The sequence below is a fragment of the Haloarcula marismortui ATCC 43049 genome (assembly GCF_000011085.1).
Classification (GTDB): domain Archaea; phylum Halobacteriota; class Halobacteria; order Halobacteriales; family Haloarculaceae; genus Haloarcula; species Haloarcula marismortui.
Map to the genome: position 1 here is coordinate 280601 of NC_006395.1, position 17817 is coordinate 298417.

A 17817-nucleotide genomic window follows, 5' to 3' on the forward strand; every position below is an offset into this window, starting at 1 on the left:
TACATTTATTCTACAACGGTGTACGGTGGGTATGGACCCGGACGACGTTCGAGACGACTGGGCCTCCCGTTCCGGGAAGTTCTCGCCGGCGTACTACGCCGAACTCGGACCGAATGAGGTGAGTGAGACACTGGTCAACGTGCTCGACCACTACGTCCACGACGACGCCCGAATCATCGAACTGGGCTGTGGCTCGGGCCGCCATCTGGCACACCTGCAGACCAGCGGATACGGGAATCTCACTGGTATCGACATCAACGACGAATCCTTTGACGTGATGGCTGAGCACTACCCGCGGCTCGCGGATTCGGGGACGTTCCACACCGGTGCCCTCGAAGACATTGTTACTGAGTTCGAGGACGATGCCTTCGATGTCGTCTATTCGGTTGAGACGCTCCAGCACATCCACCCGGACGACGCATGGGTGTTCGAAGAAATCGCCCGTATTGCCGGCGACCTCCTCGTAATCGCCGAAAACGAAGGCAACAGCCCCGAACGTGGACGCGCAGACACTGACGTGAGCTACGTCGATGACGATTTCCCACTGTATCACCGCAACTGGAAGCAGGTGTTCTCAGAGCTCGGGTTCGCACAACTAATTCGAGAACCCACCTCTCGGGACACTATTCGCGTGTTCCGTGCGCCGTAGCCCGCATTGGTATCTGTCACTTCTGGGCGACTCCATAATCGAACAGCTACCCGTCGGGACATTCACAATCGATAACCGGGCAGCAACTATTTGTGTCACGGTATCATGCATCAAATTGGATCGCTATGCAACTGTGCCAAAACTGTCAGGCGGCTATCGACGAGTACCTCTTGGACAAACAACTCGAACCCCTGCGAGACCTCACAGTCGACGACTTCAATCTCTGTGCAGACTGCGTGACAGTCGTCGCGGACGCCTGTGTGGAATGTGACGGCGCGGTGTACGTTCCCCGGTCTGAAACTGCTGTCCCTGACTGCTGTCCGGCGTGCCGGTCGGAGCACATTGACGAAACCGGGACCGACCCGGGCTGGCATTTCGACACGGTGTCGACCTGACTCGGGCCATACATCTGGATGCTGACTCGGAGCATCCGCTCGGAACTGCCGACGTGGGCATCACCCTCGTTTTTGACATTACTAACAGTGGACCGAGAGACTGTTCGGTGGCCGAATGAGAACTCCGTGTTACGGACCAGAGTAGAACAATACGTCTCGGTACAACTGGCTTCGAAAGCACTGCGGATACGCACTGTTTTCGAGAATTTCTGAACAGCAGGCCGGGCCGTAGAGGCCGTGTGTGTGCGTCACAGTGGCGATAGAAGCTTCATACTCCTCCAGCACATACGATTGTTCTCTACTGGAATGACACACTCGACACGATATATCGGCTTGCTGTTTGCTGCGCTTGCACTCATCTGGGGACTCTCCTTTGTGGCGATCAAGACTGGTCTCGAAAGCGTCCCGCCGGTGCTGCTGGCAGCTGTCCGACACGACATCGCTGCAGTCGTCCTGCTTGGCTATGCCCTCTGGCGAGGCCGGTCACTGCGCCCACAGACCCGCGATGACTGGTCGCTGATTCTCATCGGCGGGACTGTCCTCATCGGTGCACACTTCGCGCTCCTGTTTCTTGGACAGCAGTACGTCCCGAGTTCCTTCGGCGCAATCCTGCTCAGTCTCACGCCGGTTGTGACGCCGGCGTTCGCATCGACACTGATTCCGAGCTACAGGGCTCGACCGCACGAACTCATCGGCACCGTCTGTGGGTTCATCGGTGTGGTTATTATTGCGAACCCCACACCGGGAGCGGTCGGCGGCCGCCTGCTCGGCGTCGCCCTCCTCATCAGTTCCGCTGTCGCCTTCGCTGTCGGTGCAGTCCTGACCGAACGCTACACCAGTTCGCTCCCGCTCGTGAGCCTGCAGGCCTGGATGACGCTGCTCGGTGCGGGCATCCTGCACGCCGTCAGCGCGGGGCTGCCCTCGGAGCAACTCGGAACCGTCACTGTTGGGCTTGAACAGCTAGCTGCGATCGCGTATCTCGGTATCGTCGCCAGCGCAATCGGGTTCCTCCTCTACTTCCGACTGATCAGCACGGTGGGGGCCGCTGAAACCAGCCTGGTCTCCTACGTGGTACCAGCAGTAACGGCCATCAGCGGCTGGCTCCTGCTTGGTGAAACACTCGGCCCGGTGACCGTCGCCGGCTTCGCCGTAATCGTGGTCGGCTTCGCGTGGGTGAAAGCCGACGTACTCCGGTCGCTACGCCGTCGCCGGACAGACTCGCCGTCGTACCGACCGTACGGGCCACAGGACGACTGTGTCGTCGTCAGCGGGAACGCGTACACGACACGAGAGTGATGCCCTGATAGCATGGGCGTCAGGCCTTAGCCGCTGTCACCCATTGTAACGGTATGACTTCCCACCCTGGGTTCCACTCGCTACACGACGAGACGGCGGCATCCATCTCCGTGACCGGTGACCTCCCGGACTGGCTCCGTGGCAGTCTCATCCGGAACGGACCCGGCGCGTTCTCCCTCCCAAACGGTAGCAGTGTCGACCACTGGTTCGACGGGTTCGCGATGCTGTACCGGTTCACCTTTGACCCCGACAGTGACGCCGTGTACTATCGGAACCGCTTCCTCCGGACGGACGCGTACGAGGCGGCGACGAGCGGCGAGTTCGAAGGCGGCTTTGCGACCGGCGAGACGACGCTCCGCTCGCGGCTGGCGACGTTCCTGACTGACCCGTACGACAACACGAACATTATCGCCGAGCGGTTCGGTGGTGAGTACGTCGCCCTGACCGAATCGCCCCGGAAAGTGCGCTTCGACCCGAATACGCTCGAAACGACGGGTCACGTCGAACACGACGACGGCGTCCCGACTGGGCAACTCTCCTGTGCCCACCTCAAACGCGACCCGACGAGCGGCGTCCTCGTGAACGTCGACACGGCGTTCGGACGGACCAGCCAGTACCACGTCACTGCCATGTCACCCGATGGGGCCCGGCGACACGTTGGGAGTGTCGACACCGACCAGCCGGCGTATATGCACAGTTTCGCGCTCACGCCGCGGTACGTTGTGCTGACGGAGTTCCCGCTCCGACTCGACCCGCGACGGTTTCTCAAGCCCGGCCGGCAGGCACCGTTTATCGAGCAGTTCGAGTGGGAACCAGACCGCGGAACCCGAATCATCGTCATGGACCGGACTACGGGAACCGTCGTCGCTGAGCCGGTCATCGACGCCGTGTTCGGCTTTCACCACGTCAACGCGTTCGAGCGAGATGGGGGCAGGGAACTGGTGTTCGACCTCGAAACAGTACCCGACGCGACGACCATCGACTCGCTATATCTGGACAACCTTCGTGCAGGCGAGATGGGCGCTATCGTCGGCCGCATCGAGCGGTTCACTGTGGACCTCGGTACCGGAAGCGGTGCCCCTCGCTACGGCGACGTCGACGCGGCGGTGTCACGCGAGATGTTGTACCCTGACGGCAGTGCGCTGCCGACCGTCTCACCGGCTCGCTGGTGTCGTCCGCACCGGTACGTGTACGCGATGGGGATGGATACTCCCGTCACCGAGTGGGCCCGGCGCGTGCTGAAACTCGACACGGACACGGGCGCTGTCGAGACGTTCGACGACGGAGGGGACTACTTCGGCGAGCCGGTGTTTGTCCCTGCACCCGACGGCGACACCGAGGATGACGGCGTGGTGCTAGTCGTTGCGCTGGATGCAGACGCCGATCGGTCCCGGCTACTCGTCCTCGACGGTCAGACGTTCGAGGAGCGCGCCAGCGCATCGCTCCCCCACGCAGCCCCGTTTGATTTCCACGGCCGATACTTCCCCGAGCTCCGGGTGGCGGCCGACGACTGATACGGACGGTTGGAGATTATGTCTGGATAGCTTCGACCACTGGGTAGGAACGCACCGGTACATCGCTCCACCAATCCGTGTCAGGCTGCATCCATCTTGTCCCGGCAACGAATACGAACTGTTGACATGATGTTCGGCTTGCCTAAAATTCGAAAACGCTTTATCCATTTAGGCTGGCCTAAATAGTATGCTGAACGAATCGATTGACACCCCCGAACCGTCACACCGGCTGTCGGTGTCACGGACACTGGACGGAGCGTCGTGAACATGGTGGCAGTGGGGAACCGGACGGGGACGACGTTCGACCACGATGTCATCATCGTCGGGGGCGGTCCAGCCGGTTGTTCGGCGGGGGTGTTCACGGCCAGAGCGGGCCTCGATACGGTCATCTACGACCGCGGCCGGTCGTCGCTCAAGCGCTGTGCCTACCTCGAAAACTACCTCGGTTTCCCGGCCGGTATCGACGTCGAGACGCTGTACGACCGCATTCAGGACCACGCCGAAACTGCCGGTTGTTCCATCGTCTCCGAGCTGGTCGAATCGCTCGACAGAACCGATGCCGGGGAGGGATTCGTCGTTGAAACGCAGGACGGGGAGACCGCCACGACTCAGCGGGTCATCGCGGCGACCCGCTACGACGGCGAGTATATGCGCGGTCTTGACGACGACGCAGCGATGTTCGAGACGTACGAACACGACGGCGAGGAACACGAAGCCTTCGACAACACGTACGCCGACGCCGACGGCACGACACCGGTTCCGGGTCTCTACGTTGCCTCACCGTCCGAGGCGGCGGACATGCAGGCGATCATTGCGGCCGGCCGGGGCGCACGGGTCGCACGTCGGGTGATCGCGGATACGAGAATCGACGACGGCTGGTGGGAGTCTGTCGCTGATGGAGTGGACTGGGTCCGACGGAGGGCTGAACTCGACGACGAATGGACCGAACGATCGACCTGGGTCGAATATTTCGACGACCGGTACGCCGAGGACGCCCCCGTCGAACCGGGGTCGGACCGCTTCCAGCGGGTCCGTGAGGCGGTCATCGACGAACGACGGTCGTCGTATATCTCGCCCGAGGAAATAGCCGACCGGACCGAAACAGGCCAGGAAACACTGGCGGGCTACTTGAGCCCCGAAGCGGTCGTTTCGGGGCTCGACCAGACCGCCGTTCTCGATGCAATAGATGACGAAACGATCCGGGACTACCTCGGCGCGAGCGACGGACTCGCGGAGGTGGGCGAGTAATGGTCAGCGAGACACGGGGGGCCACCGACGTGTTGTCACGGGCCAGGACCTGGCTCGACACTCTCGATGGGTCCCTGTTCGGGCTATGTGTCGCGAGCGTTGCCGTCGCCTTTGTGGCCGGGCTCCTGCAGGTGAGCTTCGGGGCGTATTCGATGACCATCCTCGAGGCGTGGCAGGCCGTGTTCGACCCGAAGGTGTGGTTCAGTGTTCAGGCGTGGCAGTCGTTTTTCTTCGGGGCCGAGCTTCCCGAACTGCCGAAACGGACGCTCATCGTGTGGAACATTCGGATGCCGCGGGTAATCGTCGCCGTGCTTGCGGGGATGTGTCTCGCCGTTTCCGGGGCGATATTCCAGGCCGTCACGAGAAACGAACTGGCGAGCCCGTTCATACTGGGCGTGAGTTCCGGGGCGGGGCTCACCGTACTGCTGACCCTCGTTCTGTTCAGCAGTCTCGCTCCGTTCCTCCCGCTGTTTGCCGCGGTCGGTGGCTCCATCGCGTTCCTGCTCGTGTACATGATCGCGTGGCAGGGCGGAACGAGCCCGGTCAGACTGGTCCTTGCTGGTGTCATCGTCAACATGGTGTTTACCTCCCTCCAGCGGGGGCTGTTCTTCTTCGCCGACGACTTGGGCGTTGTCCAGTCGGCGCTGGCCTGGATTACCGGGTCGCTAACGGGCGTCGGCTGGGAGGAGTTTCGCATCGCTGTCATCCCGACGCTGGCCGCGACGCTCCTCGCGCTGGCGGGCGCACGACAGCTGAACCTCCTCCTGCTCGGAGAAGAGACCGCGAGTTCGCTCGGGATGAGTGTCGAGCGGGTCCGGTTCATGCTGTCCGCGGTTGCCATTCTGGCGGCCAGTACGGCAATCTCCGTTGCGGGGATCATCGGGTTCTTCGGCCTCGTGGTCCCCCACATCGTCAGACTCATCGTCGGGAGCGACTACCGCCGGCTCCTCATCGGCTGCGTGTTCGTCGGGCCGGCGTTGATGGTCGTTGCGGACGTTGGTGCACGGCTGGCCCTGAGCCCCGCACAGGTTCCAGTCGGCGTCGTCACTGGCGTCGTCGGCGGGCCGTACTTCCTCTACCTGATGCGGCGACAGGAACAGATGGGTGAGATCTAATGTCACAGGACAACTCCAACTCGGACGGTATCGCTACGGTCAATGACACCGCTGCTGGGTCCCAGTCCAGTCACCGGGACCGGCCGCTGGTCGGCGACGATGTGGTGCTTTCGTACTCCGGGACGGATGAACCGGTCATCGACGGTGAATCGATCACCGCCGAACCCGGGGCCGTGACTGCGCTCGTCGGCCCGAACGGGTCGGGCAAGAGCACGCTGCTGAAAGGCCTCGCAAATCAGCTCGAACCGGAAGCCGGATCGGTACTGCTGGACGGGCAAGACATCCAGACACTGGAGACCAAAGCGATCGCTCGGAAGCTCGGCCTGCTCTCTCAGGAGAGTACGTCGCCAAACAGCATCTCGGTCGAGGATCTGGTGTACCACGGTCGGTACCCACACCGGGGGTTCTTCGACAGTGTCACCGAAGAAGACGAGGCCGCCGTCGAGCGGGCGATTGACCTGGCCGGCTGTGGACACATCCGTGAGCGCGAAGTCGGTAGCCTCAGTGGCGGTCAGAAGCAACTCGCCTGGATCGCGATGGTTCTCGCACAGGACACTGACGTGCTCTTGCTCGATGAGCCGACGACGTTCCTTGACCTGCACCACCAGCTTGAGGTGATGGAAATAATCGAAACGCTCCGCGATGAGAGCGATATCACCATCGTGGTCGTCCTGCACGACCTCGAGCAGGCGGCCCGCCTCGCTGACCGGATGGTCGCACTCAAAGACGGCGAGATACAGGCTCGGGGACGACCCGAAGATGTGGTCACGGAGCAACTACTCGCGGATGTTTTCGAAATCGAGGCAGAGGTCTCGGCCACGCCACGCGGACCGCGCGTGAATCCAATCCGGGCCCGCCACGATGGTGACGACCACACTGGTGGTGGCGATACTGCTGAGTCGGACCGCGCCGAAGAAGTCGTTGCCGAATAGGAGCCACGAAATTGGACCCTGCCCGACGGATTCTTGACGCGGACGCTGGAGTCCGCGTTTGAAACCGGATTGTTCTGGCTCGGTGAACCGGAACAACTATATAATTTTTAGGTTAGCCTAAAACAATGGCTGACGACACCACAGACACCGAGACACCGACGCGGAGAGAGTACGTGAAATACGGGGGAACGGTTCTCAGCGCTGGATTGCTTGCGGGATGCACCAGTGACGCCGAGCAGGGAGTCGGGACAACACGGACGGAGTCAGAGGCGGAGACGGACACACCCACTGGGAACGGCTCGTACGCCGTGTCGATGTCACCAACGGGAGAAGTGACGTTCGACTCGCCACCGGAGACCGTCTTTACGCGGCTCACACACCACGCCGACATGGCGTTTGCGCTGGGGCATGGAGATACCGTCACGGCTATGCACGCCCCAGAGTACTACAGTGGGCTATGGAACCAGTTCGTCGAACGGCTGCCGGGGGTGTCGCTGGACTGGACCGGGTTGTACTCCTCGTGGAAACCGAGCAAGGAGAAACTGTACGAACTGGACAGCGATATCCACCTGGCAGACCCGGCTTGGATCGCTAAACAGGACAGCTGGGGTCGGGAGGACTTCGAGGAGATCGCTACCAACGTCTCGCCCTGGTTTGGCAACTCACTGAGTGACCGACACGCCGAACCTCCGTCCGGATGGGCGAACTACGAGTACTACACCCTCTGGGAGCAGTTCGAACTTGTGGCCGAGGCGTTTCAGGAACAGGCCCGCTACGAGGCGCTCGCGGCCATCCACGACGAAATGCGCTCGACCATCGACGCGAACTTGCCACCTGAGTCGGAACGCCCGTCGGCAGTGATGCTCGCCGCGGCTGACCTTGACGAGATATACGCGTACACGCTTGACAACCCCGGGTTCCTGACCGCACACACTCGCCCATTCGGTGCACGGGACGCCTTCGAGGGCTCGGTGGAGACGAACTCAGTGGTCGACTTCGAAACGCTCCTCGAGGCTGACCCGGACATCATTCTGCACCTCGGCGGATTTGAACCGAGTACGAACCTTCCGAAGCGACGGGAGGCGTTCAAATCCGACCCAGTTGGGTCGGAAATCACGGCCGTACAGACCGACCGGATCTACCCCCAGGGGGCGAGATATCAGGGCCCGATACTGCATCTCTTCCAGTTGGAGATGACCGCAAAACAACTGTATCCCGAGCAGTTCGGCGAGTGGCCAACCTACACCGAGGGGCCGTATCCCGAGATTCCGCCCGAAGAACAGCTGTTCGACCGCCAGCGGGTCGCGGACATCGTGAACGGCGACATCTAACTGTCACTATCCAAACTCCTGAACAACAGTATTGAGGAAGAAGCTAGATTATCTGGATGAATGAACTGCAAAAGACACAATTGTTAGCAGTATATATGGAATATAAGGGTATAGCCATCTACTTGTCCAGAAAAGTTTTATAGTACCGTGCCATCCACTAACATATGTTAGTACACGAAGGAAACACGCACTCATACACCACTGGCTCCGACCGATATTGCCGTCACTGCAACGACGTTGCACTCGCTTACGACCCGTCGGCTGACAGCCCTCGCTGTCGGTCGTGCGGAAAGCTAGTCTAGCGCCATTCCGGGCCTTGCACTCGTATAGAACGATAACACTAGCCACACAGAGGCCTGCTCCGTGGACATTGTTTTACCATTAGCCACAAACGTCTGTCAAGTAATGCAGCGATTTGTGTGGCTGCAAACCAGTGCGGATTGATTACAGCTTGACGAGAACTTTGATCGCCTCGCGCTCGTCCATCGCCTGATACCCTTCTGGAACGCCGTTGAGGTCGACTGTTTTCGTGAAGATCGGTGACGGGTCAAGCGTGCCCTGCAGCACATCGGCCAGCAGTTCATCGGCGTAGGCACGAACCGGTGCGATGCCACCGTTGAGCCCGATGTTATCGCCGAACAGCGAGAACATGTCCAATCCGGAATCATCGAGGCCGTGTGGGACGCCGACGTAGCCGACGGTCCCGCCAGGACGACAGACATCGATAGCGGTCTCCATTGCCGAGGCCGCACCGACACATTCGAGGACGTGATTTGCACCGCCGTTAGTCAGGTCGTCCGCGGCGTCGACGGCGTCCTGACCACGGGCGGCGACGGTCTCTGTCGCACCGAACGACTCAGCGAGTTCGAGGCGGTCCTCGTGGTGCCCCATCGCGATGATGCGTTCCGCACCGAGGCGTCGCGCCGCGAGAACGCCACATAGTCCAACGGCCCCGTCGCCGACGACGATACAGGTGTCGCCTTCACTGACACCGGCGCTTACCGCCGCGTGGTGGCCCGTTCCCATCACGTCTGTCAGCGGCAGAATCGCTTCCAGCGTGTCCTCGTCGTCGGCGTGGCGGTCTGGGACGCGGACGAGCGTCCCGTCGGCTTCCGTTGCTCGGACGTACTCGCCCTGGCCGCCGCCGTTGTCGCCGCCCCATGAGTCGCCGTTGACACAGGACGTGTGCAGTCCCTTCCGACAGAACTCACACCGGCCACAGCTGACGACGAACGGGGCGAACACCCGGTCGCCGGGTTCGACTGAGCGCACGTCGTCGCCGACTTCCTCGACGATACCCATCGGTTCGTGGCCGACGCGGGAGCCCTCTTCACGGTCGCTCTGGCCGCGGTAGAACCACAGGTCGGAGCCACAGACGGCAGTGTGGGTCACGCGTACAATCGCGTCAGTTGGCGATTCGATTTCGGGTCGGGGAACCTCTTCGACGGTGATATCACCGGGGCCACGGTAGATGGCTGCGCGCATAGATCCGTTTCGGGTCGGCTGTGGAAAACCGTTCTCATGCCGTCTGTCGCATCCGCCCGGCCGTGTTATTGGATGAAAACAATTACCAAAGATGGAATATAAATACAGAAACATGACGGACGTTCTTATTGTCGGTGGTGGTCCCGCCGGCCTGAGTGCGGCACTGTTTGCACAGAAAAACGGCCTGGAAACGACAGTCTTCGACACTGACGGGACCTGGATGCACAAGGCACACCTGTTCAACTATCTTGGGGTAGGTTCTCAGGACGGGTCCGCGTTCATGGAAACCGCCCGGACACAGGTGGATAGCTTCGGCGTCAACAGAAAGCAGGGTACAGAGGTGACTGACGTGCACCAAGCTGACAGCGGATTCGAGGTCGCAACTGAGGACGAGACGTACGAAGCACCCTACCTCGTCCTCGCGACGGGTGCCAACCGTGACCTCGCTGCGTCGCTTGGCTGTGAGATGACCGCTGAAGATGTCGTTGACGTGGACGTGACAATGGAGACGAGTGTCGATGACGCCTACGCGACAGGGGGAATGGTCCGAGCGGAGGAGTGGCAGGCTGTCATCTCCGCTGGCGACGGCGCGGCGGCGGCGCTGAACATTCTCACGAAGGAGGAGGGAGAGCACTTCCACGACTTCGATACGCCTGCCGACGCCGACGCGATGTTCGGTCCCGAAGAGTAGACCCCGAAACGGCTCGGGACGGGTCTCTCATTGCTACCCATCCAGCACCGTTCTATCGGCCATTGACTGACGGGTCCGGGCCGTGTTCGACGCCGGTTCAATCCGGTACTAAGCAGGTGCGTAAACTGCGCCATTGGGACTGTATCACGTCGCTGCAGCCGGTTCGAGACCGCCGACCCGGCTGGCCGTATTATCCACTGATTCACTATGGGAGCGTAGAGCGATGTGGTTGCTGTGAAGGAGTTCGCGTTCACCCTCAGGTTCACTGTGGGTGCCGATCCGGTAATGGACCTGTTTCACCAGTACCCGACGCTACGACTCCGGAACGCCACGTGTACCGTGACTGAAAACGCCATGTGGCGCATCGATCATGTAGACGGTCCCGCTGACGCTATCCCCGCGTTTGATGAAGTCTTTCTCAACGACGAACGCTGTAACGAGTGTCTCGACGAACACGGCTGCTCTGGGACGCGAGAATACCAGGTTCTCGACCGGCAGCCGGCTGCCAGAATTGTATATACGTATCACGCCCGGATTGACCGGTGTTGTGCGGTGCCTGCTGTCGTTACCGATTATATCGGCGACGGTGTCGTCTTCGAATCGGAACGCACCGGGGGTGCGTACCGGTGGCGGGTGTTGTCGCCAGTCGAGACATCGCTTGACCTGCTGTTCGACCATCTCGAATCGGCACTTCCGACTGGGGTGCAACTCGATGTAAACCACCTGGGAAACACTGAACGATGGCGAGAGAAAACACAGCCCGCGTTTCCATAGTGACTGCATGGAGTCCACGGCTGTATGAATTCAGTGTAATAGGATGTAAACACACCTCGACGATATACGATTCCGCTAAGCCTACGCCGAAATCAGTGGACTGACCGCTCGTCGCTTTCGTCAATGTCCTCAATCGGGTCAGCGTTGCCAAACGATGGCTCCGGACCATCTCCGGCCGCGGCCCACTCGCAGGCATTGGCGAGGACCTGCTGGACCGCGTCGTTGTGGTAAATTGGATAGGTCTCGTGGCCCGGCCGGAAATAGAATATTCGGCCTGCCCCGCGGCGGTAGCAACATCCTGACCGGAACACCTCGCCGCCCTCGAACCAGGAATTAAACACGAGCGTGTCCGGCGCGGGGATGTCGAAGCGCTCGCCGTACATCTCGGTTTCTGGGAGTTCGATGTACTCGTCGATGCCATCGGCGATTGGATGGCCTGGCTCGACGACCCACAGGCGCTCGGTTTCGGCGGCTTCGCGCCATTTGAGGCTGCAGGTCGTTCCCATCAGTTCGCGGAAGATCTTGGAATAGTGGCCTGAGTGGAGGACGATGAGCCCCATGCCGTCGAGGACCCGCTCTTTCACTCGGGCGACAACCTCGTCAGCAACTTCGTCGTGCGCGGCGTGGCCCCACCAGGTCAGAACATCCGTTTCTGCCAGTACATCCCCGGTGAGCCCGTGTTCAGGCTCCTGAAGCGTCGCGGTTTCCGTGTCGAACCCGCGTTCTGCTAGTGCTGTGGCGATAGTGCCGTGAATCCCGTCTGGGTAGAGGTCCGCGACAGCTTCGTGTTCCTGTTCGTGGACGTTCTCGTTCCAGACCGTGACGCGTGTCATAGTCGTGATTTCCTCCTCCGCCGTAACGGCGTTCGCCAAGCGGCAATCCGTACGATTAGTGGATGCCAACCGGGTTCGCCTCTGTTGGGCATTCATCGGGAATCCTCCAGAAGAGATTTAGCTGCCTCAGATACGGTTTTGTGTATCTTGGTCCTGAGCATCCGGATTATCCCACCGCGCGCCAGCGCCGCGCCACGGTGGCCATAACAGCCGCAACGTTGGCCCCTGATACGACCCGATTTCCAACCGTATCCACAGGACTGTGAATAACGCCCTGAAACGGCCAGATACAGACGACTGTATGGTGCTGCTGTAGGAGTACAGTTGAGTGTAATCGCGGCGTAAAGCACGGTTATACCGGATACACACGACTGTACTCCATTCCACCCAGACACACATGATAAACCCTGTATTTTGTCCCGTCAGGGCTTCTCGCTTCTATTCCACCGCTATTCTGAATAGATGATGATGTAAACAGTAGATAAGTATAAATACTCCCTGCCAGACGGCGTGATTGATGCACCCTACCAGAAACCGCTGTATCGGAAGGTTTCGAGCGATAGACCTGCGTAGCGAGGTGGTGCCGAAATGAGAGTCCGACATCGCCTCCCGGAGCGGGTGGCTGGTGGAAGTTCGGCCTGTCCGGACGAACAGATTGCGGGGGTGAGAACCAATGTCTGAACACACACTGGTGTTGATGGCACTGCTACCACTGGCGACGATTGCGGTGCTGATGGTCGGGCTGTACCAGCCCGCGACACGGACGATGCCTATCGCGTGGGCGGTGGCGGCCATCGCCGCTTTCGTCGGCTGGCAGATGTCCCCTACGCTGATCGCCGCCGCATCAATACGTGGGGCGCTGACAGCGACCAGAATTCTTGTCATCGTCTTTGGGGCGATACTCCTGCTGTACACGCTGAAACAGTCCGGTGCGTTCGAGGTCATCAACGCAGGGTTCTCCTCGATTAGCGACGACCGGCGCGTACAGGTCATCCTGCTCGTCTTCCTCATGGGGTCGTTCATCGAGGGCGCGGCTGGCTTCGGGACGCCCGCAGCCATTGTTGGCCCGCTGCTGGTCGGTCTGGGCTTCCCGCCACTGGCCGCAGTGGTCGTTGCGCTCACGGGGAATATCCTCGCAATCACCTTCGGTGCGGTCGGGACGCCGCTGATCATCGGACTGCGTGACGTGGTGTTCGCGGAGGGCACGGGCGCCTCACAGCAGGTGCTTCAGCAGGGTGGCTTCGCGAGCGTCGGTGCCTACGTCGCCCAGATTGGCGTGTGGGCGGCGCTCATCCACGCTATCGTTGGCATCGCCATCCCGTTCATCGGCGTGGCGATGATGACCCGGTTCTTCGGCGAGGAGCGGTCGATCAAGCCTGCGCTCGAAGTCCTGCCGCTGTGCCTATTCGCGTGGGCTTCCTTTGCCATTCCGTACGTCGCTACCGCGTACTTCCTCGGCCCGACGTTCCCGGCGCTGCTGGGTGCGATGGTCGGGCTGCTCGTGGTCACGACGACGCTGCGAGCTGGCTACTTCCTCCCCGATGAGGAATGGGACTTCGGCCCGCAGGCCCAGTGGCCGGACCACTGGATCGGCAGCATTGAACCCGGAGAGGGTGTCGGCACCACGTCGGGCGGGAGCCGAGAGGGAACTGTTGCAGCCGACGGTGGCACGGCAACGTTTGAAGACTCGCACTCGCAGGACATGTCGCTGGGTATGGCCTGGCTGCCGTACCTCCTCGTCGCCGCGTTGCTCGTCGTGACCCGCGTCGTCAGTCCGGTTCAGGAGTTCCTGGCGACCAACGGCGTTCTCATGTGGAACAACATCCTTGGCACGCCGTTCTCGGAGGGCGTCGAGATGTTCTACCTCCCGGGGAGCCTCTTCGTGCTGGTTGCCGTGATTACCTACGCGCTCCACGGGATGTCCACCGACGAAATCAAGGCCTCGTGGAGTGAGGCGCTTCGGAACATTGCACCGGCTGTCGTCGCGCTGTGGTTCGCGGTCGCAACGGTCATGATCATGCAGCGGACCGGTAGTGCAATCGTGCTGGAGACCGCGCCGATCAACTCCGGGATGCTCGGTCTGTTGTCCGAAATCACGGCAAGTGGGACCGGCCAGATGTTCCCGTTCTTCTCGGGCTTCATCGGCGCGTTCGGCGCGTTCATCGCCGGTTCGAACACTGTCAGCGACATCCTGTTCGGGCTGTTCCAGTTCCAGGCCGCACAGCAGATCGGCGCGCCGACCCAGATCGTCGTTGCCGCACAGGCGGTCGGCGGCGCAATCGGCAATCTCATCGCGATTCACAACGTGGTCGCCGCCCTCACGGTGGTCGGCCTTATTGGCGAGGAGGGGCGTGTCATCCGCCTCGAACTGATTCCGGTGCTGTACTACGGCGTGTTCACGGGCATACTGACGCTCATTCTCGCCTACGTCGTGGCTCCGGGCGCGTTCTAACCCGACTCACCTACCCACCTACCCTCCACCTACTCCCTACTCATGGCATACGATTCCCGACTCCCCGAGCAACGTGACCCGGCGACAGACCCGAGCGCGAACTACGACTATCAGGGCGACAGCGTCAATCGACCGGACCTTGTTTCGGCGCTGGAGCAGCGCGTGGACGGCGACGTACGCTTCGACACGTACACTCGTGAGCTGTTCGCAACCGACGCGAGCGCGTACGAACAGCTCCCCATCGGCGTCGTCTCGCCGGTCTCGACCGAGGACGTGGTCGCGGTGATGGAGTACTGCGCCGCGGAGGATATTCCGGTGCTTCCACGGGGCGGCGGGACCAGTCTCGCCGGGCAGGCCGTCAATGAGGCGGTCGTCCTCGATTTCAAGCGGTACATGGACGAGACGCTGTCGGTCGATCCTGAGGCCAGGCGGGCCCGGGCACAGGCCGGTATCACCATCGCCCGTCTCAACGACCGGCTCGAACCCCACGGCCTGAAGTTCGCGCCGGACCCCGCGTGGGGTGACAAGAGTGTTCTCGGCGGTGCAATCGGGAACAACACGACCGGCGCGCACTCGCTAAAATACGGCAAGACAGACGCCTATATCGAGGAGTGCGAGGTCGTCCTCGCGGACGGAACCCGGACGACTTTCGGCTGGGTGGACGTCGAGGACATCGAAGCGCGGGCAGCCGAGGCCGGCCCGGACGCCGACCTCGAAACCCGGATTTACGCCGAAGTCGCGAAGATCCTCTCGGAGGACGCGACGGAGATAGACGCCAGATATCCGGAGCTCAAGCGCAACGTCTCGGGATATAATCTGGATGAACTGGTCGACAGCGCCAGGGAACGCGGCGAAGTCAACCTTGCCCGCTTGCTCGCCGGGAGCGAAGGGACACTGGCTGTTGTCACTGAGGCGATAGTCTCGCTCGAACCCGTTCCCGACGCTACGGCCGTCGCCATGCTGACCTACGACGACATCATCTCGGCGATGCAAGACGTCGCCCCGATTCTCGACCATGACCCATCGGCCGTCGAGGTGATGGACGACGTGCTTCTGGACCTTGCCGCGGAGACGCCAGAGTTCGCCGACGTCGTCAGTATGCTCCCCGAAGAGACGGATTCGACGCTGCTTGTCGAGTTCTACGCCGATTCGCCTGATGATGGCGCTCAGAAGGTCGCCGACCTGCTCGCTGACCGACTCCCGGGCTACGACGCCAGAGAGTCCCCGAGCGAGGAGGCGAGTTCGGTTACCGATGCCCCAGTCCACGCTGTCGATGCGCTGGAGGCATACGACGCGGACCGACAGGCGAAGTTCTGGAAGATGCGCAAGGCTGGGTTGCCGATCCTCCTGTCGCGGACTGGTGACGACAAGCACTGGCCGTTCGTCGAGGATACGGCGGTCCCGGCCGAGAATCTCCCGGAATACATCGCCGACATCCGGGAGTTGTTCGACGAGCACGACACGTTCGCCTCCTACTACGCCCACGCCGGCCCCGGCGTCCTGCACATCAGGCCGCTATTGAACCTGAAATCCGGCGATGGCATCGAGACGATGGAGGCCATCTCCGACGCTATCACTGACCTTGTCGTCCAGTACGATGGGTCCGTGTCGGGTGAACACGGCGACGGTCGCGCCCGAACCCAGTGGAACCGCAAGCTCTACGGCGACGACCTCTGGGAGACGTTCCGCGACCTGAAGTCGGCGTTCGACCCTGACTGGCGGCTGAACCCGGGCAACATCTGTGGTGAGCACGACCCGGCTGAGAATCTCCGGTACGACCCCGACTACGAGTTCGACGCGGGCTTCGACCCCGCACTCGACTGGGACAACGAGAACGGGTTCCAGGGGATGGTCGAACTCTGTCACGGCTGTGCGGGCTGTACCGGCCATCAGGAGACTACCGGCGGCGTCATGTGTCCGACCTACCGCGCCGCAGAGGAGGAAATCACGAGCACTCGCGGCCGGGCGAACATGCTCCGGTCGGCGATGGACGGTGACCTTCCGGACGACCCCTTCGAGGAGGAGTTCGTCACGGAAGTTCTGGACCTCTGTATCGGCTGTAAGGGCTGCAAAAAGGACTGTCCGAGCGGCGTTGACATGGCGAAGCTCAAGGCCGAGGTGGTCCACGAACATCACCAGCGAGAGGGTATTTCGCTTCGTGACCGGCTGTTCGCCAACGTCGAGACAGTGCTCTCGCTGGGAAGCACGTTCGCCCCGGTGTCGAACTGGCTGATGGACCTGCCGGGCTCGGGACTGCTCATGGAGAAAACGGTCGGTATCACGGAAGAGCGGACGCTACCCGGCTTCCACCGGACCACGTTCCGGGACTGGTGGGCTGACCGCGGCGGCGCAATGGTCGCGGCGAGCAAAGCTGACCGAAAGGCGCTCTTGCTTGCCGACCCCTACACGAACTATAGCCACCCGGACGTCGGGAAGGCCGCCGTAGAAGTGCTGGAGGCGGCGGGCGTCCACGTGGTCGTGCCTGACGGTGTGACCGACAGCGGTCGTCCCGCGTTCTCCAAGAGTATGCTGGACCACGCCCGCGAGACGGCACAGGCGAACGTGGACGCGCTCGCGCCACGAATCCGCGACGGCTGGGACGTGGTCACTATCGAACCTTCCGACGCAGTCATGTATCAGGTCGACTACTGTGACCTGCTCTCCGGCGACGATGTCGATACCGTCGCGGAGAACACGTACGGCATCTGCGAGTATCTCGACACGTACCGGCTGGGAGAGACGATCCCCTTCGACGAATCGGGCGACTCGCTGGCGTACCACGGCCACTGCCACCAGAAGGCGACGAAGAAAGACCACCACGCTGTCGGCGTTCTGCGCCGGGCCGGATATGCTGTCGACCCGCTTGATTCGGGCTGTTGTGGCATGGCCGGCAGTTTCGGCTACGAGGCCGAACACTACTCGATGAGCGAGGGTATCGCGGACCTCCTGCTGGGACAGATAGACGACTCCCCTGCTGAGCAAGTCGTCGCACCCGGCGCATCCTGCCGGTCCCAGATCGACGATTTCGGCGATGGCGAGACTGAGCCGCCACATCCCATCGAGATGGTTGCAGCGGCGATCCAGTAACCGGGTATGCAGCGA

The 17817-nt window shown here is 61.6% G+C and carries 14 protein-coding genes; 12 read left to right on the forward strand and 2 right to left on the reverse strand.

All coding sequences use genetic code 11. The features are described from left to right. The first annotated feature begins 31 nt into the window (after nucleotides 1-31). The 8 genes from RR_RS03470 to RR_RS03505 all read left to right on the forward strand — a co-directional run bounded on the left by RR_RS03470 (nucleotide 32) and on the right by RR_RS03505 (nucleotide 8480). A complete protein-coding gene (locus RR_RS03470) occupies nucleotides 32-649 on the forward strand; it encodes a class I SAM-dependent methyltransferase (protein ID WP_004965434.1) in 618 nt (205 codons plus the stop codon). A 125-nt stretch (nucleotides 650-774) separates the two neighbouring features. Continuing rightward, the gene (locus tag RR_RS03475; protein WP_004965433.1) at nucleotides 775-1044 is read left to right on the forward strand and encodes a DUF7571 family protein; all 270 of its coding nucleotides are present in this window, start codon (nucleotides 775-777) and stop codon (nucleotides 1042-1044) included. 306 nt (nucleotides 1045-1350) lie between these two features. Continuing rightward, entirely contained in the window at nucleotides 1351-2340 is a 990-nt protein-coding gene (locus RR_RS03480) for a DMT family transporter (RefSeq protein ID WP_011222675.1), read from the forward strand. A 53-nt stretch (nucleotides 2341-2393) separates the two neighbouring features. Further along, a complete protein-coding gene (locus RR_RS03485) occupies nucleotides 2394-3854 on the forward strand; it encodes a carotenoid oxygenase family protein (RefSeq protein WP_011222676.1) in 1461 nt (486 codons plus the stop codon). 267 nt (nucleotides 3855-4121) lie between these two features. Beyond that, on the forward strand, nucleotides 4122-5102 hold the full coding sequence (locus RR_RS03490; RefSeq protein WP_011222677.1) for an NAD(P)/FAD-dependent oxidoreductase: 981 nt from the start codon (nucleotides 4122-4124) through the stop codon (nucleotides 5100-5102). Beyond that, nucleotides 5102-6217: a FecCD family ABC transporter permease gene (locus tag RR_RS03495; protein ID WP_011222678.1), complete on the forward strand. Its 1116-nt coding sequence runs from the start codon at nucleotides 5102-5104 to the stop codon at nucleotides 6215-6217. Before RR_RS03490 ends, RR_RS03495 begins: the two co-directional genes overlap by 1 nt. Further along, nucleotides 6217-7149, forward strand: coding sequence for an ABC transporter ATP-binding protein (locus tag RR_RS03500; RefSeq protein ID WP_011222679.1), 933 nt, complete (start codon nucleotides 6217-6219; stop codon nucleotides 7147-7149). The genes RR_RS03495 and RR_RS03500 overlap by 1 nt, the downstream gene beginning before the upstream one ends. Nucleotides 7150-7274: 125 nt before the next feature. Beyond that, nucleotides 7275-8480: an ABC transporter substrate-binding protein gene (locus RR_RS03505; RefSeq protein ID WP_011222680.1), complete on the forward strand. Its 1206-nt coding sequence runs from the start codon at nucleotides 7275-7277 to the stop codon at nucleotides 8478-8480. A 444-nt stretch (nucleotides 8481-8924) separates the two neighbouring features. Here the strand turns inward: RR_RS03505 and RR_RS03510 are convergent, their stop codons facing one another. Next, a complete protein-coding gene (locus RR_RS03510; RefSeq protein ID WP_049938580.1) occupies nucleotides 8925-9965 on the reverse strand; it encodes a zinc-dependent alcohol dehydrogenase family protein in 1041 nt (346 codons plus the stop codon). A gap of 112 nt (nucleotides 9966-10077) precedes the next feature. Here RR_RS03510 and RR_RS03515 point away from each other — a divergent pair, with 112 nt between their 5' ends. Together RR_RS03515 and RR_RS03520 are read left to right on the forward strand one after the other, a co-directional pair. After that, complete coding sequence (locus RR_RS03515; RefSeq protein WP_049938634.1) at nucleotides 10078-10656, forward strand: NAD(P)/FAD-dependent oxidoreductase; 579 nt, start codon at nucleotides 10078-10080, stop codon at nucleotides 10654-10656. Between the two features lie 225 nt (nucleotides 10657-10881). Continuing rightward, nucleotides 10882-11430: a hypothetical protein gene (locus RR_RS03520; RefSeq protein WP_117614917.1), complete on the forward strand. Its 549-nt coding sequence runs from the start codon at nucleotides 10882-10884 to the stop codon at nucleotides 11428-11430. Between the two features lie 92 nt (nucleotides 11431-11522). Here the strand turns inward: RR_RS03520 and RR_RS03525 are convergent, their stop codons facing one another. Then, nucleotides 11523-12263: a ThuA domain-containing protein gene (locus RR_RS03525; protein ID WP_049938635.1), complete on the reverse strand. Its 741-nt coding sequence runs from the start codon at nucleotides 12261-12263 to the stop codon at nucleotides 11523-11525. Between the two features lie 673 nt (nucleotides 12264-12936). Here RR_RS03525 and RR_RS03530 point away from each other — a divergent pair. Both RR_RS03530 and RR_RS03535 read left to right on the forward strand, forming a co-directional pair. Further along, nucleotides 12937-14715: an L-lactate permease gene (locus RR_RS03530; RefSeq protein ID WP_011222685.1), complete on the forward strand. Its 1779-nt coding sequence runs from the start codon at nucleotides 12937-12939 to the stop codon at nucleotides 14713-14715. Between the two features lie 42 nt (nucleotides 14716-14757). After that, nucleotides 14758-17802, forward strand: coding sequence for an FAD-binding and (Fe-S)-binding domain-containing protein (locus RR_RS03535; RefSeq protein WP_011222686.1), 3045 nt, complete (start codon nucleotides 14758-14760; stop codon nucleotides 17800-17802). The last annotated feature ends 15 nt before the right edge of the window (nucleotides 17803-17817 follow it).